Source organism: Bacteroides sp. 2_2_4, assembly GCF_000157055.1.
In the GTDB taxonomy this organism is placed as follows: domain Bacteria; phylum Bacteroidota; class Bacteroidia; order Bacteroidales; family Bacteroidaceae; genus Bacteroides; species Bacteroides ovatus.
In genome coordinates this window covers 443,027-462,226 of sequence record NZ_EQ973358.1, presented here as the reverse complement: position 1 = coordinate 462,226, position 19,200 = coordinate 443,027, and the positions used below count along the sequence as shown (strand labels likewise).

Sequence of the window (19,200 nt, the reverse complement as noted above, 5' to 3'; positions counted from 1 at the left end):
TTTAAAAGTAATAGGGAAAGGCAACCGCCTTATATATCTAAAATAGATAAATACCGAGCATAAAAAAAGCCCGTTGTTTATTCGAGCCAATAACCGAGACTCACCGGACCGCACCAGCGGTAGCAATTTTGACAGGGGCAAATGTCGGCATTAAATTCTGAACAAAAAAAAAACGTTAATAAAAGTTTATCAGGAAAGGAAATTTATCGACTCTACAATTCGTTACTTTGTAACAAAAACGCCCGCCAAAATTGGCGAGCGTTACATTTTCATAACTATCTTTATTTCTCTAATGCGACAATGAATTTATCGACAATTTCAAAATCAAAATCTATATTCAGGATGTCAAAATAGGGTTTGAAAGTCCTTTTTAATACAGTTCTTTGAGCTGAATTATTTCCATTGTAAGTAAAAGATGCAATATATTCATTTTGCTTCATTATCTCGTGGAATAATAGTTCTTTTGCTTTTTCATATTCTCCTAATGATATATACATAGAAAAAGCGGCATTTATGTCTTTATCTACGACAAATTGCTTTTTTATTTTAGAGACATTATAACAAAGCACAAAAAAACAAATTAACGTCACCAAATTAAGTATAATTCCTAAATAAATTATTACTTCAATAGCTTCATAGTTTACAGTATCCATAATTACTATATTATTTAATGGACAGTATGCAGTATTGTTTTTGACGACTGCAAAAATAATCAAAATATATATTTATACAAAAGCCCTACCAAAATAATCTGATAGGGCTTTATTATGCGAACACTCAACCAATTAATTTTCAGCAATAAAAGCATATCCGTTTTTAGGCCTGCTTGCTTCTTTCAAATTACAGCCGAAATGCAAATAATCATTATCCGGCAATCCGTACAATGAAATAACACCTTTATCATCATTTAGCCTGGCTGTGAAATTCAAAACATCAGGAAATAAACTTCCACGGCATTCTATAATTGTACATAACAATTTTTCCCCGTTTCTTTCCGTAGAAAACACATCACCTACTTTAATGTCTTTTACCGTTTTCATTTCTTCATTATTTTAAGTATTAGGATTTTATATTTATTGTTTTTCCTATCTTTGCAAAAACTTCAAAGAAACCGACCATGAGCCAGATACAAGAAGATATCGAACAGTTGCAAAGGGAAGTAACACTTATATGTATTTGCCTTTTAAAGATTAAGCGGTTGATAATAACCACGCTAATATTCTTTTTATTTGGTCTGCTGTTAGGACTCCTACTATAAACCCCACAATACTACATATTGCGCTGGTAGCGTTTAGATAATTTGAAAGTATCGTTGATTTCTTTACTTTTGAATCCAGTTGTTTTTCCTTCTCTTTATCAATCCGCCGCTTTTCCAATGCATTAAGATATTCACGATAATTACCGTAATTTTGAATGATCTTATACCCTTTAGAAGTTAAAGAAATATCCCCAGATTTTTCCTTTACCAGTTCTTCCAATAATAACTGATTAAGTGCTATTTTCCCAAATTCAACCGGATAACCCGTTGCTAAAGCTTCTACAATGCCCGTTTCCAAGGAAATAGGATCAAGACAACAATATAAACAGGCCATAATAGAACTTTTTATATTATCTATCGGTTTTTTCGTTTTGTTCCATAACATTAAATTGAAAATCCCCGGTATGGTTCAAATACCGGGGAAACTTGTTGAATTAAAAATCAAACCTTAATATGAAATATTGAGCGAACCAATCTTTTTAGAAATGTCCTGTAATGCCTTATTAAAAATATCTATTTCTTCATCGGTAAACCGACAGGGCTTTCCGTGTACAACATTTCCGTTAATACGCTGATGAAGCCAGGATGCAGATTTCCCGAAATAGACCTCCGCAAACTTTGATATGGAAATAAAGGGTAATACCTCCTCCAACCGTTTACGCACCTCAATACGATGCGACAAATTCTTGCAGTCTTCAATTTTCTGATGAATTTTAGAAAAATCTTCATCAACAGCTTCGGCTATTAATTTCTTATCCTTTTCCGTCAATGAATCAAAAAAAGCTTGCATTTCCACATCTGCCTTTTCTCTTGCTTCTCCCTTAGAGTTCATCCACTGCTCCTTCAATCTGATAAATTCCTTTTTCACGTCCATAACTTTTCATTTTTAAGAGCGAAAATAATGAAGAAGAAAGAGACCTGCCGGTCGCGATTCCGGCAGATCCTTTCTTTCTACTGTTTGCTTAACCTCTTGATTTCTTCTTTCAAGGATTCAATTTCAGCATCCAGTATCGCTTTCCTATAACCGATCACAACCAAACGGTTATAATTGCGAAGATAGTAGTTGAGATTTTCAATCAACTCATCTATCCGCGCTTTTAGCGCTTCTTCATCAGTCATTCAAAGAGCTCTTTTTTGATGACGGAACAAAGATAACAATTCTTTTATCAATATCAAAAAATATACGATAATAAATTCTTTATCAAAATAAAAAAGGTCAGATAATCCACTCAAAAAATGAAGGCAACCGCCCAAAAATACACGGTAATTCATGAAAAACGCCAAAAAAATGAAGCAAAAACGCATAAAAAACACGATTTTTCGCGTAAAATTTTGGTCTAAATGCAGATAAACGACTGAAAAACAGTCAAAAACCGGAGAAAATTTCAGAAACTTAAAAAATGACACCTTCCGAAGACCGAGCCGCTCAGAAGTCGGAAAGCAGTTGCCCTCCCCCTAAAAGGTGAAATATGACCTCTCCCGGAGGGGTACCCGTAACCTGGTAACACAAAAAACGCCGGAAAACCGATTTTCCAGCGTTACAAGGCAATTACCTTTTATGCCTGTTCTCTATCCATTGATCCACAAACGAGTCGGCCTGCAGCGTCCGCTTGCCTCGTACTAAAGCTATCCAGCCGGGGCGCATCAGTAAGTATTTGAAAGCGTCGGAGAAATTGGTGGATAACATCGGTAGTTTTTTCGGTGCCAGCTTTTCGGACTTCTTCACCTTGAACACTACCTTAGAATTACCCCGGTATTTGATTTCAGCCTTTGCCTTTTCTACGGAACTAACCATTTCTTTACAGTTCATCGCATCAACCAGCAAGATAGGCAGGTTCTTGTTGGTACCGCCCATAATCTCCTGCATAAAGTCGTATTCCGTATCCTGCCGGATAACTGCCTGTTTGCGGCTCTTTAGGTTTACGATCCAGCCGGTACGGTTTCCGCTACCGTCTTTTTCTATGGCGTCTTTGATCTTACCCGCGTAATCCTCCTTCTGTTTCTCAAAGTTATTACCTGCACGGTCATAGTACAAATCCAGTTCTTTATATTCGTGGTTCTGGAAGAAAGTGAGGAACTGGTCGGCGATCTCCCGGAACCAGCCCGGCGGTATCTCAAAAAAGTTCTTATGTACCCGGTAATAAGCACCGTCCGGCTGACCGATCACCAAAGAAAGCATATTACCGAAGTCCATACCACCTTCAATCGCTTTATCATGGTGCAGGTACCGGAGCTCCCGCGAGCTGTAAGCGGCTTCTCCGGACATGGTACCGTTATAATACTTATGTCCTTCACCAAACAACACATAGAAACGTAAATCCCTGCGAAGACCGGGACGCATACCCACCACCGACTTTTTAAATTCGTGAAGCTCCAGCGTACCATTATACAACCGCTTTAAATAATCAATCGTAAGTATCTCAACATTAGCGAATGAAGAAGCGTTAAGAAAGAACGTTTGTCCTTTTCTCAACTTCAACAAAGCCCGGTCGTAATATTCAATATCCCGTTTCAAACGTTTCAGTTTCAAAGGGGAAGGCTTATTTTTTCTTTCTTCTTTTAATAGAGAAATTACCAGGTCATTACGCATACTTGCCGCCTGTACTATTTTAATGATCCGTTCCGGGTCCATTTGCTTGACATACCGGAAAAACCAGTCGTACTCGTTTTCGTCGATATCCGGCATATCGGTAGTAATGGTTATCCCCAGGAATAAATGGGAATGTCCGTAAGTGATCGCATCACCGCGAAGAATAGGCATAGCGCGGTTTACTTTCATTTCCTTGTCGTACTTCGCTTCATCATAAAACAGATGTATTACAGACTTTCCGGCAAGCAGCGAAGGGTTATCCAGTGATCCCATGAAAATAACACATCCGTTCCAGAAGCTGTAAACATGCTTGTAATCATCCACGATAACCGAACATTTACGCCGCCAGGATTCAGGCGGGCGGGTATCTTTTACATAGTGTACCCCTTCGATCAGGCCCATAAGCTGCCAGCCCTTCTGTACGGCCGGCATTATATTATCTTCCAGGTTACTGTAGGTATTGGCAACAAAAGCGAACGCACCGCCGGGCATTTCTTCCACACAACGGGCGGAACGCCTGGCTTGTATAACGGTCGATTTGGCCGTACCGCGCCCGTCAACAGATACAAGGATAGTAGTATCGATCCAGTCCGTCAGAACCTGGATTATATGGCCGTATTTGATTTCCACATCATCGGCGTTACTCACCTTCGTTATCTTCCCCGAACTCTTTGATATCATACAACATACGTTTTTTCAGGTCAAAAGCTTTAATACGCGCGTCCTCTTTTATATTATCACGTACAATAACAGGAATTTCCGGGATCGCGTCGATAAACTCTTCCAGTTCCTTACGGTCGATTTCAGGAACACCCAGATCCTTACGGCTGGTAGTATAAATAACCGTGCTTTTCTGTGAAAGCAGTTCCTCCGGTATTTCGGCCTGTTGATCCTTATAACATCCGCGAAGTTCCGCCGCCAGTTTCAGCAGGTTCTTAGCCTCCTTCACATTTCCCATAAGAAAGACGGTATTCGCCCAGTTTTCGGCCTTTTCCGCATACAAGTTAGCGAAAGCCTGCGGGCGTACGTTATCCTGCGTATAAAAGAAATTGAGACTGTCAGCGTACACCTGGCGGGCCATCCAGTCCGAAAGGCCGTAAGGTTCCGACTTCAAAAGGCGGATGATGCCGGCCTTTGTCACCAGCTTACCATTTATACGCATACGGGCACGAAGGCCCCGTACCATTTCCATAAGGCTGTAATATTCCCTTTCATCGGGCGCGAGGGCTTCCAGCGTACCGGTAGAAAGAATCCTTTGAATCTGGTTGATATCCACCTTGTCAAAGTCTATTCGTGAGGGCTTAATTAAATTCGTCGTCATCCATTTGTTCGATTAAACGTTCAAAAGTATGTCTTTTCCGTACGGCCTCCAGCTGTTTTATAGCTTCCACGTTTCCGCCTTCCGCCGCTTCATGGAGTTTTATTTCAGGCGCGGCACGTGCTACCAGAATCCCTTCCCGGATCAAGAAGTTAACGGAAGTTCCTACCGTTTCCGCATCCCGGACAAAAAGCCCGGCATCCTCCAAAGAAAGCCCCAGGGAAACGGCTATGTCTTTCGGCGAATACCCTAAAGAAGACAAACGCCGTACATCCTCCTTTTGCTGCGCATCCAGGTAAATACTATCCACCACCGTTAAATCGTTCATACGCATCTTTTATTCGTTTCTGTGCCGTGAAATAATAAATTTCGTCCTGTTCCATTAATACAAAGTTCCGGCCGCTTTCAATGGCTGCCACGGCCGTAGTACCGGAACCGCCGAAAGTGTCCAGGATCAGATCGCCGGGCTTTGTACTGTCTTCAATCAGTTTACGGATCAACGCCACCGGTTTCTGTGTGGGATGAATCTTTTCACCTTCTACCAGTTTCGCACCGGAAGCAAAAGACCGGATATTATCTATTATGTTTGTGGCACCGATAGAAACACCCTTTCCGCAATGAAACAAAATAAGCTCATGTATAAAGGCGTAATGATTACCCGGGCCCGACTGTTTGTTCCAGACGATCATGTTTGACGCACCTAAATACAAGTCAAACAACGGATAATAAAAAGCATACCCGCGCCAGTCCGTAAAAAAGTACACACAAGCACCGGGTTTCTTCACCCGGTTAAACTCCAGGAACAAATCCCGGTAAAAGGGTTTACAGATAGACAAATCTTTAAAACTGCCTTTCTGCCCGTTGTGTGTCATTCCCAGGAAATAAGGCGGATCGGTTATTATACAATCTACGGAATTGTCCGGAACACGTTTCAACGCCTCCAGGCAATCCTCGTTATATATTTGGTTTGTAATCATTGGAAAGTTGTTTAAGCCGGCTTTCTTCTTTTTCTATCCGGAGGGTTAATGTCTTGAGCTGGTGCCCCAGCTCCGAGCGGTCGCAAGGGTGAGAGAAACGGCCCAGGTTCTTTGTGATCCGTTGCCGTTTCCCTGTCAGACTGGCAATAAGTTCAATTACTTTTTTTTTCGCGCCTCAATTTCTTCCTCTATGGCCTTCTGTGTAGTTTCCCACTTTTGGATCAATGCAAGGGCACTCGCTTTCTTCTTCTCATCATCCCCGGCCTGTTCCAGTTTCGCCTTATTCTTTGAAAGGTTGGCGCGGGCGTTATTCAGTGCCTTTTGTATGTCGATATCCGAAAGGTTCTCGACGCCCTTACGGACGGACAAACTTTTTACCTTCTCACATTTACCCAGAATCTTTCCGTTCTCCCGGTAATATTCCAGTTCATCCCACATCTCGCGGTTAGCGATGAAGTTTTCCACAACCGCCTGCGCTTCCTGTGCTGTAGAAAGTGAACTGACATCATCCGGCGTAGCTTCCAGGCGGGCGAAAGCTTCCTTATACTTCCCGTATGCGGTGAACATGTCGGAAACAAGTATTTTCAGAATGTCGGGACAATCCGGAGAATTCAGGAAGGTAAATTTCTCGCGGAAACGTATCATTTTGGTTACGGTTTCCGGGGCTGCTTTGTATCGTTTCTCCGCCTCTTCCAGTTCCTCTTCCAGCTCTTCCACACGGTCGGCATTTTCATCCATGGAAAGAACCTTATCCCGGAAATCGGACGAAACGAGTTCTTCCACACTGACGCCGAAAGATTCGGCAAGTTCCAGCAGCAAATCATCGCTGTATTTTACCGGCGTTTTGGATGTTTCCTCCCGGGCGGGTTCCATTTTTACCGCGGTCAGCTGTTTGGAGTTTCGCCGGATCGTCTTAAATTCACGTTCAGAAAGCCCGGCCAACTTCCGTAGTTCCTCTAAAAGAATGGCCTTCATCGTTTCCGTTTCTCCCTGCCGGCGGAATGACTTCTTTAACATACGGTTGATACCGTATTTCTCGTACAGTTCCACGCCCTGAATAAAGTTACGCGGACCGGCCAGATAGGTAATAATTTCCTGTTTCATACTATATAAAATTTGATGATACAAAGGAAAAAAGGGGCAATTACCCTAAAAAGGACAAAGGGTGGCCGGGCATGTGCTGCCGGTCACCCTTTGAATTACATGAAAGCCGTTTACTTACGCCTCATAACGGCTTTGTTCAATCCATTTCATAGCCTCCGAACCGTCGTTAAACGCCCGCAACGTCAGTTGGGAACCTTCGGAAGCGGTAAACGTCTTACCACCTTTCAGAAGGAAATTACCGCCCGCTTCCACCGTAGGCGCAACACCCGAACATCCCATAAGGGTAATTACCGAGCCGTGACTTCCACCGGTAACACCGGCTATCTTAGCCGCACCCGCGGAAAGCTGGTACTGCCCGTCCGTCTGGTAATCTATATCCGTGGCTCCGGCTTCCACCACGGCCACCGGTTCTTCCAGAGTGTCGGTACCCCGGTAAATGGCGATATCATCCCCTTTGCTGATCTGGGTGAAAGTAAGTTCGTTCGTATTCGATTCATTGGAACCGGTATAAGAAACGGATAACTTACACGGGTTACAGGGCGTTCCGATCAGATCGGCAGGCTTTCCGCTACAATAACGGAGCACAACGATACATTTCTTGGATAGCCAGTTTGTCTTAAACTCGCGAATTTCCTGTTCGTTACCGGGATGATTGAACTTAACGGAAGGCGTATAACCTTCGGCGTCCGTTTCCCCGTCACTGTTGGAACTGATTTCAGCGGTACCGGGTGTCAGGTAAATACCGATCGCGTAACGTCCCGCCTTCATTACGATATCATCCTCGATAACCACGCCGGCATCGTTTCTCTGCGGGAAGGAAAGAATATCGTCAACGTCGTAAATTACGAGCTGATCCTTGGGCTGAATACCGTTACCGGGATTGCCGGCCGGCCTTCTTACGCTTGCTTTTACGTATGTCATAACTTAATGATTTATAAGGTTATAAAATGGAAGGGATAAAGTATCCCTTCCGCCAAAAATTAGCCTCTTGCCACTTCGTAGAATTTACCGTCGGCGGCTTTCGCCAGCTTGATAAACTTGCCTTCGGAAAGCGTCATAGCTTCGGTTAAGACAAAGTTTCCGCCGGCTGCAATGGTGGAAGCAAATTCAGAACCGCTTCCGTAGATCGTGTAAACGACACCGGCTTCCGCATCGGTAAAGTTAGTGATTGCCGTTGCCTTTGTATTCTCACCGGTTACGAATACTTCACCGTCAAGCAAAGAAGGATCCGTTTCATCCGGCGCAAACTGCAACGCATCGGAAGAAGCGTTTTCGCGGCCGATCTCGATAAATTTACCGTCGGCACGTTTCATCAGTTTGATAACATCCCCCTTACCCGGCTGCCAGGTAGCGGAAATAAGGTCAAATTTTCCGCTTTTCTCAATCTTAACGCCTTTATCCACGCTTCCGCATTTCAGAGAAATAACCGTACCTACCGGTGCATCTTCAATATCGGTAATAGCAAATTCGGCTGTATTGGCTACGGTAACAATGGAGGTATGAAGCTTGGCCGACGGGTTCTTGTCCTTGTCAGCGTCCACAAAGTAAGACGCCGGGCGGTCATACTCATTACAGAAGATCATCTGGCGCGTATAGTCCATATCTTCTTTCTTGGTGTACTTGAAGCCCACGGCAATAGCCCAGATACTTTCACGCCAGTTACTCCATACTTTCAGGCTCCAGTCTTCCTGTTCCAGGTTGAAAGCCGTCATTTCGCCTGGTTTGTCCTCGTAGGTTTTAATGTTGCCTTCAAATGTCCAGAAGATACGGTGGTGGTTGTCAGCATTGGGAACCGGGATAATCTTCACCGCCGGATATTCCTTTACATACATGATATTAGCCTTGTAATCCTGGTTCTGTCCGTAATGCAGTTCATTGTATTTATGATACAATACAATAAAGTGCGAAGGCATATAAAGTGCCAGGTTACCGCTGTCACGAAGAACCGCCGGGATCATGGAAGTACCCTTGTACACCTTCTCACCGATGTTTGCTTCGGTAAGTTCTCCCAGCTCGAACGGCTTGATCTGGTAAACGAACTTTCCGTTATTGATATCGGTATGTCCGTTCACCTTCTTGTTCAGGAACTCATACAGACCGTCAGCTGCAGCAAGTGCTTTGCCCGGTTCGTTCAGATTCGGGTCCTTACGGATTCCGTTAATACGGCGTTGTTCACGCTCGTTATGCAACTTCTTGGCGGTTTCGGCCAGGATGTACTCGATAAAAGACCACTTGATAGGGTTTGAACCTTCCTTGTTCAAAGTGCCGATCCAGGTTTTCTCCAGGGCCTTTAAATTTTTGAAACGGTGTGCAAACATCACGTTGAACATGCGCAGGGTTTCATCGTCGAACTCGTAGGAACCTTTAGTCACCTTGTCGAAGTCGGATTCCTCATTGCCGGCCTGTGAGAACTCACCCAGCCAGATGTTTACCAGCGTAGCCAAATCCTGATAACCGGATTCAAGCGGGAAAATACTTTCAATGGAAGGAAGTTCCATTAAAAACGACTGCAAACGCTGTTGCCAGGGAATACGGTAAAAAGCCCCGAGATCTTCCTTCAAACGGCTGTAGTCAAGGGAACTGGCTTTTGGAAGAGCGATCATTTCAAAACCGGCAGCCTCCATTAACGCAGCTTTGGCGCGAAGGTTATACGGGCGGTCCAGCGAGAACATTTCACCCTGCAAGCCTCCCAGCTGCTTTTCATCCCGGAGATTGAAAGCCCCTTTACCGTCCGCCTGGGCGTTGTACTGCTTCCCTTTGCCCGGATCATCTTCCGCAGCGGCTGAAAGTTGGGCGATAATACCGGAAAGCTTCGTTATCTCGGCATCCTTCTTGGCAATCAGTGCGGTGTTGTTCCGGTTTTCGTCACGCTGTTGTGTCTGCAAGGCTTCAAGCTGTTCCTGTGCCTGTGCCAGACGGGCCGCAGTATCACCCAACAAACCGCGAAGGAAAGCGGTAGTGGTTTCTTCGGTTCTCTCTCCCTCATTCCCGGTTCCGGCTTCGTCCTGGAAATCGTTTTCGAGGGATGCTTTAAACGCCGTGAGGAACTTATCAGAAAAACCGTAATTTTTCAGTTTAGCCATTTCCTCGGCCGTGATAGAGTTCTTATCCTCTACCTTGCTCCATTCCGACAGGCCCAACACACCCAGAATGACAGCGGATAAACTCTTAAAATCCAATTTCATATATACAAAATTTTAAAGTTAATACTATATGTTATACATCTCGTTTACTTTTCTGACGGTGGCCTGTGCCAGTACCCACTTTACCGCGTCTTCCAGCGTACCGAACTGGTCGATATAGCCGTTTGCCACGGCCACGTCGCCAGTGAATATCTGTCCCCGGAAAAGGGGAAGTTCCGGATCATAGGCAATACCCAGATTCCGACTGATCGCATCGCAGAAAATACGGTGCATGACGGCCAGACGCTGCTTTATAGGCTCTTCGTTGTTCTCCTTTTCAATCACGCGGGTTTCATAGTTTTTCAGATCGGCACTATCCGGATAGATTTCCCGGTAATCAATGCCCTGTTTCCTGAAATATTCCTTAAAGGATTGGTAAGTAAGCATGATACCGACGGAACCGACTTCACACATAGGGGAAGCGATAAAGGTTCTACCGGCGGCGGTGCCCAGCCAGAAATGGGCACTACCCATGGTACCGGCCACGTAGGTGGCTATAGGTTTGGAAGATTCGGCAATCATTTTAGCCGCCAGGTCCACATGTGCGACCATACCGCCTGGACCGTTGATCCACAGGACCGCGCCGCAAATCTTAGGATTATCGGAAATATCACGGAGCTGCTTTTCCAGGCGGTAAGTCTCCCAGGAATACAAGGTGCCTTCCAGGATAATGACGGCCACGCTGTCAGCCGGCAGGGTGTCATCATCCAGTTCCCACCGGTTGGCAAGGTAAGGCGTAGTAGCGTAGGCGGTTATTTTATTATTGTCGAGCCGTTTTTCGATCGCATCCAGGTTGCCGGCTGCAACACACGGCACAAGTAAGGAAAGCAACCGGTAATAATCATTATCAGCGATTGCCCAAGGTGCTGTAAAAATCTCCTGTATTTTGTCCACGTTCTCTTTTTTACGACAAAGAAAACGCCTATATCATAGGTAGAGAAGGACTGAAAGGAACCTACAGGAACGCATCAACGCCCGGACCCGTACCGGACAGGGTGCAGTTATACAGGCCCCCGCCGATCTCAAAAGAAAAGGTAAGCGGGTAATCGGGAGAACCGGAAACACGGGTGTTACCCGTTTCGTCAGTATAGAGGGCGACAAAAGGCGTCGCTTTCAGATTTTCCAGGTAAAGCGTCTTATTTTGCGACACGTCGGCAAGCTTGAAGGTATGTTTTTTAGTATAGACGTCTTCATTTTTGCTGTCACCCGGTTTTAAGGTTCCCGGTACGATCATAAGAATATCAGGTTTTCCGATAGAGCGGATAACGACTTTCGAACGCACGACGCCAAAATGGATAATGTTGTAAACGGGAACCAGTTGCAGGCTATGGGCGGCGGATATTAACTTTCTTGACATAATTACAGATATAAAGTATTGATAATCAAACATTCAGCATTTTTCGGACGTTTTTCAGCCAAAAACCGGACAAAAAAGGACAAACAGATACAGTTGGTAGGTAAAAAATAACTTGCTTTTTTACACTTTTTTTCGGTTATAGGCCCTTTTCTTCTTGCGCCTGAAACTGTCCCGCCACCGCTGGTAGTTTTTCAGCAGTCCGTCTTCCTGAATGGAAGAGATATCATACTTTTTCAGGAAGGTAAAAACGGTTTCCTTAAACTCGATTCCGTGCAGGTGCTTGTTTTCGTCCATGAGTTCGTGCAGCTCGGCCCACATCAGGGCACGCAGACGCTTTTCAAGAATGGCGGTACCGCGTACGGAAATGTAATTGAACTGTTCCGGAGACTTGCCGCCGGCAAAATTGGCCTCCCGGCGGTCAGGCAGCATAAACTCCAGGTTGCCACGGTCAGCCGGACAATTTACCGGCCGTTTCTCCATGAGGTCGTAAACGGTCACATAAATATCGGACGAGGAAGGAAAACGGACGGTACCGACCGTTTCGTCGTAATATTTGCCCCGGACGTATTCGGCCAGGTAGGATTCGATCTGTATTCGGGTGGTAATCATAGCAATAACATTCCTTTTTAAAGGCAAAGATATTCCTTTATCGGCTGTTGGTCTGCCATTTACGGGAAAATGTAGGCATTCGACCGCCATTTTGATAAATATACTCCGGGAGAATAATTATAATACACTTTTTCATGCCGCCACACGCCCGGAATTTTCTCCGCCAGGCTGTGCTGATATAATCCGGTACTAAATTTTTGTAATTTCGTAACCGGGCAACCGGCAAAGATAAATTCCTGTATCTTAGCAACTTAGTAACGTTACTAATTTCCGTTACAAAAAAATGGCCGGAAAACAGTTTGTAACCGGGCTTACCGGTAGAAGATAAAAAGGCCGGTGTTACAAACCGGAAAAATTCGTAACCGTTTTGTAACTGCAACTTCGTAACCTTTATTTCCTATTTATTTATTTGATTTTCAGACTTTTTTCTTTCAAGCAAACAAAGGTTACAAGGTTACTAAAATTTTGTATGAAATAGAGGTGGGGTATGGGGAGGGAAGCCGGGCGGGGCGCATCTGTTTCCATACGAAAAGAGGGACCGACACATTCGTATCTGGTCCCTCTTTTCGTATTTTATACCGGCTCCGATCCGTCTTATACGCGATGTTTGCACCTGCTTAAAATCCATTCCTTTACGTCCGGGGGTATATAGCGGTGCACGACGGCCGTATAGTCTTCGTTAAATTCATACTCCAGGTAGTTGTCGCCTTCCAGGATAAAAACACAGGCCGTTTTGATGATCCATTCGAGCTGCTCGCCCGAATAGCGTTCCAGTGCCAGGACGGTACCGGGTTTCATACGTTCCAGATAGCGGTAGACCTGTTCGGCGAATTTCCGGAACCTCTCGCCGCTGTTCCAGAGCGCGGTAAACTCGGACATGCTGTTTAATTTCAAATGCGCGTTATTCATTCATCCGGTCGTTCATCAGGTACAAACATGAGTGTCGGATCGGCCGGTTCCGTTCCACCACCGGCAGCCGTTTCCGCCGTGCCGCATGAACGCAGATAGATCATGTCGGCGGCCTTGCCGTCGTTATCCTTGCGTACGATACGCCCCTGGGAGTTGCAAAGGTCCTTCGGGTTGAGTTCGTCAATGTAGGGGCAAAGGGCCACAAAACCTTTGAGGGCCTTTGTAAAACGCTGCATCGTGATTTTATTCACACCGGAAAAGCTTTTGTAATCGGCGAAGGCCTTTTCACGGACGATAAAACAGTCCAGGTGCTCGCTGTCCGGAGAGAAATAAGAGTTCGCCCAGTCCTCAAAGTTATTGCCCATATCGGCCTTGTATTTACGCCTGATAATGTTTTCCATGGGCGGAAGCAATTTTATAGATTCCTCGCAAAGGGAAAGGTAAAAACGGCAGCACTGCAAGAAGAAATTTATATCGGCGTTCCACTCGTTCTCGCTGTAAGTCTTGGAAAACAAATCCTTACCGAAATCGTCCCGGATAGAACGCGTTTCCCGGTAGTCGTTATCTTCCGTACGCTGGTGGTAGTAGTCGGAGAATACCAGGTACAGCAAACGGGCTTCCGTAGACGGATCAAAATCAATAGGAACGTAATTAGTTGTAAATCCCAGCTTGGCCGATTCCTCGAAAGGTATAGTAAACGACTGGTTGTTCTTCGGGTTCACGGTCATATCTGACGTGATGATGTCGTAAAACAGGCCCGTATTAAGATACCGGTCGCAATCATCCACCAGAATAAAGTCGGTATGCTGGTTCACCTGGTCGAACACATGCGGGTTATCCATTAACTTAGGATTACGGCCGGAAAGCTTGACGCTCTTCATAAAGTAGGAAAGGGCCTTGAACATGAATGATTTGCCCGAACGTCCGTTACATTCACCGTCTTCACCGATCTTGTTATCCATGGCCTGTGGTGCCCAGGCACGCGAAGGGGATTTGTACCGATGCAGCATATAACCGATAGTAAATATCTTATTGATAAGGTTCTTTTTCTGTTCGACCACTTCTTCCTCCGTGAGGCCTTCCCCCTCGATATCGAATTTATGTTTCTCCCGGTAGGATTCCGCTTCCCCCACGCTCTTGTCGTCGAAATTATATTCCAGTTCCTTACGCCAGTAAACGCGGCTCGAATTGATTACATAGCCGAAAAAGTTAGACGGGACGGCATTTATCCGGATATCAAATACATCGTTGCCCTCTATGTCTTTTTTACGGGAAATGGTAAACATGTCTTCCATAAGACGGACTTTGTGTTTCAGTACGTTTTCTTCCCAAACGTAGTGGGACAATGTGCTGCCGTTGGCCGGATGTTCCTTTATACCGGTACCGCTTACCTCCATGCTGCAACCGGGAAAGAAGAACATCTGCGTATTATGGGTATAATTGGTAAAATCCAGTTCGATCTCCTGCAAGTTGTCCAGGGCCGTATCTGAAAGTTTGGGGCTGTTCAAAATTAAATTTCTGATATCACGGGATAAAAAACTGTCCTGGGCCCAACCGCGGATAAACTTCCGGATATCCTTTGCCTTTATCAGTTTTACGATATTGCCGGTAATACGGATGTATTTCGTTGAACTGGAATTTTCATCATGAAGCGAATAGAAACCGTTAAGACGTAAGAAGTAGTGAAGGCAGTCCGCGTCTATGTTGTGATCCCATTGCCGGGATTTCTCGTTAAACTTGGAATACCAGAATTTGGCGGGCATGGCAAGCGTCATAAGGTTACGGAAATCCTCGTTCTTGCTTCGTAATTCCATAAAGTCCCGGAAGTCCTTACGGGGTTTGCCCCGCTGGTCCCGGTAAGTGGTAAGCCAGGCCGGTAGCCAGATCGTATGGATATCGATAAAACGCAATGCAAGTTCCGTACCCTTCACCCTGCCCGTCGTGTCGATATCAGGTATGTTATACAGGACTTCAACGTATTTCATGATCTCCTTGTAGTCCTGTTCGGAAAGTTTATACGTTTCCGAATTAAACCAGATCGGGGAAAAACCCAGCGACTTGACGCACAGGGCGTCGCGCTCTCCGGAACATATAAACGCCTCCTGCAGCTTCTGCTCCTTATAGGGCTTTTCCGCATTGGCCGGATTCTTTTTAAAGGCGGCTTCCTCCCTGGAATTAAATTCCCGGTATAAGGCTTTCAGTTCGGAAAGGCCGTTTATATAGTCTTTCGGCTTGACACCTTCCGGGGTGTAGGAAAAACGCCACTGTTTGTCCGGATTCAGGGGCTCGTATATTTTATAGAACTTCACTTCGGGCGTGTCGCCTTCGGCCGGTTTTACCAGACATTCGCGCATAAAGATAGGGTATGTCGTAGTCGCGTATTTATAGGTTACCTCGCGATTTTTTACATACCCTATATATTTGGCCGAATACCAGTGCAGGGCCTCGGCGTTCTCCCGGGTGACACGGGGGCCGAGTATGCGTAACTGATCCGGGGTGAGATGATCGGCAAGCTCGAAAATTTTAGTACCGTCTTTCTGATCCTGGGAGGCCTGAACTTTACGGATATCCGGCTTGTTTACGTTACGGTTGAGTTCATCGGTTACGTTGTACATGGATGCAAGTTTAAGGATAGCCTCGTTAAACCGGAGGCCTTCCTCATACATGCAGATATCGACGGGGCTTTGAGCCGTTCCGGTATCGCCGAAATCCGTTACCTTATAAACCTGCTGGGAACCTTCCTTACCGAACAATTTGATACAGGCCGACGCGTCGTCTTCTGACGGCCGGCGTTTGAAATGGCGGTTGGTTCCGACACAATCCCGGGCTTGCGGATAATAATGTAGAATTATATCCAGCCCGTTGTTGGTTACTTTGTAGATGTCTTCTGCCTTTATCATCGTTATAAAGTTACATGGTTACTTATTCTTCGTTGTCTTCTTTCCGTCCCGGGCACATCTCCGTCCAAGGTTGATACAGGAAAACGAATAATAACAGCCAAAGAAAAGCGGTTTTACCCGTATAATAAATGACAAAGGCAATCAGTCCCATAAAGGCAACCACGATAATAGCGTGGGCGATGTATTTTAAATTTTTATCTTTCATTGTTCAAACATGTTATACTGAATTGAAAAACCGAATTTGCTTAATCTCCTTTCCTGGAGAAGGGAACGTTTGTCATGTGAAGGCATAATGGCCACCAGGTTCTTTGTATCGAACTGGTAACCTTTCTTCCGCATCTGATAACGTAGGTTTCTTAGGCGTCTGTCTTCTTTCATGGCATTTCGTTAAGATCGTCTTAGTTTATAGAAGGCATGGCACACTATCGCAAAGGATAGCGTTTAAATCCTCCTGTATGGTTTCCTGCTGCTCCCTGTTCAAGTGTACCAGGAAATAACCTTTTCCGCCGGAAAGATTCTTAATCTCCGCCAGATTATACTTCCTGTCTACCGCATCCACGAACGCAGGGGATTCCATGGGGCGGAAGCTACTGAATATTTTATAAGTTCCACTGCTGCCTTCTATTCGTAGCGTGGTTAATTCATCGGGGGTGATAATAGTTACTTTCATTACATTTAATTTTTAATTATTCGATTTGTTCCCCACCTTCACGTATCAAAGTAAAAGGTAATCTGGTACCACAATTCACACAATAAGCTAATTTACCCTTGTTTAAGGAAACTCCGTCGGAATATTCCCCACCGGAATATGTGCCGTCGGCAGTATGCACACTCGTATAACTCATTCTAAACAGATCACTATACTGATAGCCGTAAAAGCCACCGCAATAAGGACAAGGAAGTGGTTGTGCTTCAGTTATTTTTATGGAGACTTTTTTGCTCATTTCTATATTGTTATTAGTTAATCCTCAATGGCATACAATGCCTGCATACACTCAAAGGGGAAAAATGAGTTTAAAGCGTCGTATACTTCTTCCGGTATATTATCCTCGCTCTCAAAATTACCCTCAACACTTTCAGAGCCAAATGCTGTTGCAACGTGTTTCTCTTTATACTCCCTACCATTAATGGCTACGGTTGTTTCCCACCCGCCAGAAGTTATTTCAATTACTATCTTATTCATTTCTACTTGTGTTCTTTATACTTCCTCAAAGTTCACCATAGCAAACAAAGCGTCGTCGTACTTCATTTGATTCATAAAACGTTCACTTGCCATAAACTCAACCCTTTGCCCGTCAAAGCTAAAAGGTTTGCGTGTAGCAACGAGGTAACTTGCCAGCCGTCCTACACATTCCGAGGTTCTATATGTCTTCATTGCTTGTAGCTACTTTTATTGGTGCCGGAGGATAGCATCGAACTACCAATAACACCCGCTTTCGCCCTTCGGGGTTATCTCCACACTCCGGCGGTTATTATATGGAGCGGCAAAAGCCGCCCCGGGTATTTATTACCTGCATCTAAATCAATCATCCATTTCACTGGAAACAAAAGGTAAATCCAACTGGCAATTATTAGCCCGCCAGTCATCGATCGTTATTTTCATTACCTGGTTTAATTCCGTCTTAGCTTCGTTCATCAACTTCTGGGCGTCTTTAAAACGACGCTGGCACTCCTGGTACTCCGTCACTTTCTGCTCGATAACAGTTTGTTTTTGTTTCAGGAAGGTTTGCGGCTCCGTGAAATGTGTAAACAAAGCCTTATAACATGCAAGTTTATATTCCAGAACCGATGCTTTTACGTTTTCATTTACTTTTGAGATGTCAATAGAAAACAACCAGCCGAAAACATAACAGTAAGGAATAGCATACATTTCACGATCTTTTCCGTCACCGGCAACCGCCTTTATCATACAGGCGGTTGGACCGAGTATTTCATCCCGTTCTATCCGCTGCCGCTGTCCTTCCGGATCAATACCCAACGCTTCACAAATGGGTCTGATTGCCACAAATTGTTCGTCACTCGTAGACAAGATATCTACACCATTCACTCTCGCAATGATCTTTGTATTCATAACATTTAAGTTTTAAAAAGTTATTTAGTCTACATGGAAAATTTTCACGCCTGTGACTTCCTCGATCTTATCCTTGGCAAGTTCGGGAATACGACATAATCCGGCACGCCAATTATGGACGGTATGTAGTGGCACTTTACATGCTTCCGCCAATTTTACCACCATTTTAGAAGAATCTTTCAGCGGCAAACCAATTAAATACATTCTTAACTTCTCGCCGTCTTCATTTCTTTTTAAAGTTTTTTTTGCCATAACATCACATTAAATCTATTATTTATCTATATATTTATACCACAAATATAGTTTTATTTCACATATTATGTGGAATAATTCCTGTTAATTATTGTAAACATTACATTGGATTATGGCTAATTTATTGCTTATAAGAAATTTATGCGAAAGAAATAAAATCAAAATCAGGGAATTGGCTTCCCGAATTGGTAAGGATGAGAGTAGTATTCAATCCATGATTAGAACTGGATCAACTAATACTAAAACTCTTGAAGCCATTGCAGAAGTATTTAATGTTTCGCCTGGTATTTTCTTTGATACCCCCTCGGAAAGTAATGCAGAAAAGAGTATTAGTAAAGAAGCGGAAATCACTTATTTAAAAAAGATTATTGAAGAGAAAGAACGTTTGATACAAGTTTTATTAAACAAAAAATAACTATCTAAAACGCATCAATTCTGCAATATTCTTAGCTTTTTATCTATAATTCAAAAATAAAAGTATATAACGGAGAAAAAATAGATAAATATTACATGTCTGCGGACATATTCCGGACAAATCAACAACTAATAATAATACTTAACCAGAAACATAGCTATTTGACATTCAACAAAAGAGGACGCAAAAAATGTCATTAGAGTTCGAGCCTCTCCTCCCGTGCAGAGTTAAATAGCTGTAAACAATAAGTTTACGGCT

The 19,200-nt window shown here is 44.2% G+C and carries 25 protein-coding genes; 1 reads left to right on the top strand and 24 read right to left on the bottom strand.

Annotated elements, in window-relative coordinates; translation table 11 throughout:
- Window positions 1-281: 281 nt before the first annotated feature.
- The 24 genes from BSCG_RS17665 to BSCG_RS17770 form a co-directional block, all read right to left on the bottom strand.
- Window positions 282-653, bottom strand: coding sequence for a hypothetical protein (locus tag BSCG_RS17665; RefSeq protein WP_008775591.1), 372 nt, complete (start codon window positions 651-653; stop codon window positions 282-284).
- A 132-nt stretch (window positions 654-785) separates the two neighbouring features.
- Window positions 786-1,040: a hypothetical protein gene (locus BSCG_RS17670; RefSeq protein WP_008775590.1), complete on the bottom strand. Its 255-nt coding sequence runs from the start codon at window positions 1,038-1,040 to the stop codon at window positions 786-788.
- Between the two features lie 150 nt (window positions 1,041-1,190).
- Entirely contained in the window at window positions 1,191-1,592 is a 402-nt protein-coding gene (locus tag BSCG_RS17675; protein WP_032849437.1) for a hypothetical protein, read from the bottom strand.
- Window positions 1,593-1,706: 114 nt separating this feature from the next.
- Complete coding sequence (locus tag BSCG_RS17680) at window positions 1,707-2,132, bottom strand: DUF5053 domain-containing protein (protein ID WP_008775587.1); 426 nt, start codon at window positions 2,130-2,132, stop codon at window positions 1,707-1,709.
- A gap of 77 nt (window positions 2,133-2,209) precedes the next feature.
- On the bottom strand, window positions 2,210-2,377 hold the full coding sequence (locus BSCG_RS29925) for a hypothetical protein (RefSeq protein WP_008775586.1): 168 nt from the start codon (window positions 2,375-2,377) through the stop codon (window positions 2,210-2,212).
- 430 nt (window positions 2,378-2,807) lie between these two features.
- Complete coding sequence (locus BSCG_RS17690; RefSeq protein WP_004318182.1) at window positions 2,808-4,529, bottom strand: hypothetical protein; 1,722 nt, start codon at window positions 4,527-4,529, stop codon at window positions 2,808-2,810.
- Window positions 4,489-5,169 carry a hypothetical protein gene (locus BSCG_RS17695; protein WP_004318181.1) on the bottom strand — a complete coding sequence of 227 codons (681 nt, stop codon included), beginning with the start codon at window positions 5,167-5,169 and terminating at the stop codon, window positions 4,489-4,491. The genes BSCG_RS17690 and BSCG_RS17695 overlap by 41 nt, the downstream gene beginning before the upstream one ends.
- Window positions 5,150-5,494 carry a hypothetical protein gene (locus BSCG_RS17700; RefSeq protein ID WP_004318180.1) on the bottom strand — a complete coding sequence of 115 codons (345 nt, stop codon included), beginning with the start codon at window positions 5,492-5,494 and terminating at the stop codon, window positions 5,150-5,152. Before BSCG_RS17700 ends, BSCG_RS17695 begins: the two co-directional genes overlap by 20 nt.
- Entirely contained in the window at window positions 5,469-6,143 is a 675-nt protein-coding gene (locus tag BSCG_RS17705) for a DNA-methyltransferase (protein ID WP_008775583.1), read from the bottom strand. Before BSCG_RS17705 ends, BSCG_RS17700 begins: the two co-directional genes overlap by 26 nt.
- Before the next feature lie 156 nt (window positions 6,144-6,299).
- Entirely contained in the window at window positions 6,300-7,247 is a 948-nt protein-coding gene (locus BSCG_RS17710) for a hypothetical protein (RefSeq protein ID WP_004318178.1), read from the bottom strand.
- Window positions 7,248-7,361: 114 nt separating this feature from the next.
- Entirely contained in the window at window positions 7,362-8,168 is an 807-nt protein-coding gene (locus tag BSCG_RS17715) for a hypothetical protein (RefSeq protein ID WP_004318175.1), read from the bottom strand.
- A gap of 59 nt (window positions 8,169-8,227) precedes the next feature.
- Window positions 8,228-10,432 carry a hypothetical protein gene (locus BSCG_RS17720; protein WP_008775581.1) on the bottom strand — a complete coding sequence of 735 codons (2,205 nt, stop codon included), beginning with the start codon at window positions 10,430-10,432 and terminating at the stop codon, window positions 8,228-8,230.
- Between the two features lie 24 nt (window positions 10,433-10,456).
- Window positions 10,457-11,323 (bottom strand): S49 family peptidase, encoded by an 867-nt coding sequence (locus tag BSCG_RS17725; RefSeq protein ID WP_008775580.1) that lies wholly within the window; start codon window positions 11,321-11,323, stop codon window positions 10,457-10,459.
- Between the two features lie 61 nt (window positions 11,324-11,384).
- The gene (locus tag BSCG_RS17730; protein WP_008775579.1) at window positions 11,385-11,819 is read right to left on the bottom strand and encodes a hypothetical protein; all 435 of its coding nucleotides are present in this window, start codon (window positions 11,817-11,819) and stop codon (window positions 11,385-11,387) included.
- Window positions 11,820-11,906: 87 nt separating this feature from the next.
- Window positions 11,907-12,395 (bottom strand): hypothetical protein, encoded by a 489-nt coding sequence (locus BSCG_RS17735; RefSeq protein ID WP_004303399.1) that lies wholly within the window; start codon window positions 12,393-12,395, stop codon window positions 11,907-11,909.
- A 594-nt stretch (window positions 12,396-12,989) separates the two neighbouring features.
- Window positions 12,990-13,304, bottom strand: coding sequence for a hypothetical protein (locus BSCG_RS17740; protein ID WP_008640064.1), 315 nt, complete (start codon window positions 13,302-13,304; stop codon window positions 12,990-12,992).
- Window positions 13,301-16,204, bottom strand: a complete 2,904-nt coding sequence (locus tag BSCG_RS0127420; RefSeq protein WP_032849436.1) for a hypothetical protein — start codon at window positions 16,202-16,204, stop codon at window positions 13,301-13,303. Before BSCG_RS0127420 ends, BSCG_RS17740 begins: the two co-directional genes overlap by 4 nt.
- A gap of 22 nt (window positions 16,205-16,226) precedes the next feature.
- The gene (locus BSCG_RS17745) at window positions 16,227-16,409 is read right to left on the bottom strand and encodes a hypothetical protein (protein WP_004303402.1); all 183 of its coding nucleotides are present in this window, start codon (window positions 16,407-16,409) and stop codon (window positions 16,227-16,229) included.
- Window positions 16,410-16,607: 198 nt separating this feature from the next.
- Window positions 16,608-16,874: a hypothetical protein gene (locus BSCG_RS17750; protein WP_008775576.1), complete on the bottom strand. Its 267-nt coding sequence runs from the start codon at window positions 16,872-16,874 to the stop codon at window positions 16,608-16,610.
- A 16-nt stretch (window positions 16,875-16,890) separates the two neighbouring features.
- Window positions 16,891-17,148, bottom strand: a complete 258-nt coding sequence (locus tag BSCG_RS17755) for a hypothetical protein (RefSeq protein WP_008775575.1) — start codon at window positions 17,146-17,148, stop codon at window positions 16,891-16,893.
- A gap of 17 nt (window positions 17,149-17,165) precedes the next feature.
- Window positions 17,166-17,387, bottom strand: coding sequence for a hypothetical protein (locus BSCG_RS17760; RefSeq protein ID WP_008775574.1), 222 nt, complete (start codon window positions 17,385-17,387; stop codon window positions 17,166-17,168).
- A 15-nt stretch (window positions 17,388-17,402) separates the two neighbouring features.
- Entirely contained in the window at window positions 17,403-17,579 is a 177-nt protein-coding gene (locus BSCG_RS29920) for a hypothetical protein (RefSeq protein WP_008775573.1), read from the bottom strand.
- A 147-nt stretch (window positions 17,580-17,726) separates the two neighbouring features.
- Window positions 17,727-18,275 (bottom strand): phage antirepressor N-terminal domain-containing protein, encoded by a 549-nt coding sequence (locus BSCG_RS17765; protein WP_008775572.1) that lies wholly within the window; start codon window positions 18,273-18,275, stop codon window positions 17,727-17,729.
- A gap of 24 nt (window positions 18,276-18,299) precedes the next feature.
- Complete coding sequence (locus BSCG_RS17770; RefSeq protein WP_008775571.1) at window positions 18,300-18,527, bottom strand: hypothetical protein; 228 nt, start codon at window positions 18,525-18,527, stop codon at window positions 18,300-18,302.
- A gap of 112 nt (window positions 18,528-18,639) precedes the next feature.
- On the opposite strand from BSCG_RS17770, the gene BSCG_RS17775 reads away from it, so the two are divergent.
- The gene (locus tag BSCG_RS17775; protein WP_008775570.1) at window positions 18,640-18,942 is read left to right on the top strand and encodes a helix-turn-helix domain-containing protein; all 303 of its coding nucleotides are present in this window, start codon (window positions 18,640-18,642) and stop codon (window positions 18,940-18,942) included.
- Window positions 18,943-19,200: the final 258 nt, after the last annotated feature.

Excerpts from the sequence above, each read along its gene's own strand:
- BSCG_RS17665 (WP_008775591.1), bottom strand. The coding sequence starts at position 653 with ATGGATACTGTAAACTATGAAGCTATTGAAGTAATAATTTATTTAGGA.
- BSCG_RS17670 (WP_008775590.1), bottom strand. The coding sequence starts at position 1,040 with ATGAAAACGGTAAAAGACATTAAAGTAGGTGATGTGTTTTCTACGGAA.
- BSCG_RS17675 (WP_032849437.1), bottom strand. The coding sequence starts at position 1,592 with ATGGCCTGTTTATATTGTTGTCTTGATCCTATTTCCTTGGAAACGGGC.
- BSCG_RS17680 (WP_008775587.1), bottom strand. The coding sequence starts at position 2,132 with ATGGACGTGAAAAAGGAATTTATCAGATTGAAGGAGCAGTGGATGAAC.
- BSCG_RS29925 (WP_008775586.1), bottom strand. The coding sequence starts at position 2,377 with ATGACTGATGAAGAAGCGCTAAAAGCGCGGATAGATGAGTTGATTGAA.
- BSCG_RS17690 (WP_004318182.1), bottom strand. The coding sequence starts at position 4,529 with ATGATATCAAAGAGTTCGGGGAAGATAACGAAGGTGAGTAACGCCGAT.
- BSCG_RS17695 (WP_004318181.1), bottom strand. The coding sequence starts at position 5,169 with ATGACGACGAATTTAATTAAGCCCTCACGAATAGACTTTGACAAGGTG.
- BSCG_RS17700 (WP_004318180.1), bottom strand. The coding sequence starts at position 5,494 with ATGAACGATTTAACGGTGGTGGATAGTATTTACCTGGATGCGCAGCAA.
- BSCG_RS17705 (WP_008775583.1), bottom strand. The coding sequence starts at position 6,143 with ATGATTACAAACCAAATATATAACGAGGATTGCCTGGAGGCGTTGAAA.
- BSCG_RS17710 (WP_004318178.1), bottom strand. The coding sequence starts at position 7,247 with ATGAAACAGGAAATTATTACCTATCTGGCCGGTCCGCGTAACTTTATT.
- BSCG_RS17715 (WP_004318175.1), bottom strand. The coding sequence starts at position 8,168 with ATGACATACGTAAAAGCAAGCGTAAGAAGGCCGGCCGGCAATCCCGGT.
- BSCG_RS17720 (WP_008775581.1), bottom strand. The coding sequence starts at position 10,432 with ATGAAATTGGATTTTAAGAGTTTATCCGCTGTCATTCTGGGTGTGTTG.
- BSCG_RS17730 (WP_008775579.1), bottom strand. The coding sequence starts at position 11,819 with ATGTTTGATTATCAATACTTTATATCTGTAATTATGTCAAGAAAGTTA.
- BSCG_RS17735 (WP_004303399.1), bottom strand. The coding sequence starts at position 12,395 with ATGATTACCACCCGAATACAGATCGAATCCTACCTGGCCGAATACGTC.
- BSCG_RS17740 (WP_008640064.1), bottom strand. The coding sequence starts at position 13,304 with ATGAATAACGCGCATTTGAAATTAAACAGCATGTCCGAGTTTACCGCG.
- BSCG_RS0127420 (WP_032849436.1), bottom strand. The coding sequence starts at position 16,204 with ATGATAAAGGCAGAAGACATCTACAAAGTAACCAACAACGGGCTGGAT.
- BSCG_RS17745 (WP_004303402.1), bottom strand. The coding sequence starts at position 16,409 with ATGAAAGATAAAAATTTAAAATACATCGCCCACGCTATTATCGTGGTT.
- BSCG_RS17750 (WP_008775576.1), bottom strand. The coding sequence starts at position 16,874 with ATGAAAGTAACTATTATCACCCCCGATGAATTAACCACGCTACGAATA.
- BSCG_RS17755 (WP_008775575.1), bottom strand. The coding sequence starts at position 17,148 with ATGAGCAAAAAAGTCTCCATAAAAATAACTGAAGCACAACCACTTCCT.
- BSCG_RS17760 (WP_008775574.1), bottom strand. The coding sequence starts at position 17,387 with ATGAATAAGATAGTAATTGAAATAACTTCTGGCGGGTGGGAAACAACC.
- BSCG_RS29920 (WP_008775573.1), bottom strand. The coding sequence starts at position 17,579 with ATGAAGACATATAGAACCTCGGAATGTGTAGGACGGCTGGCAAGTTAC.
- BSCG_RS17765 (WP_008775572.1), bottom strand. The coding sequence starts at position 18,275 with ATGAATACAAAGATCATTGCGAGAGTGAATGGTGTAGATATCTTGTCT.
- BSCG_RS17770 (WP_008775571.1), bottom strand. The coding sequence starts at position 18,527 with ATGGCAAAAAAAACTTTAAAAAGAAATGAAGACGGCGAGAAGTTAAGA.
- BSCG_RS17775 (WP_008775570.1), top strand. The coding sequence starts at position 18,640 with ATGGCTAATTTATTGCTTATAAGAAATTTATGCGAAAGAAATAAAATC.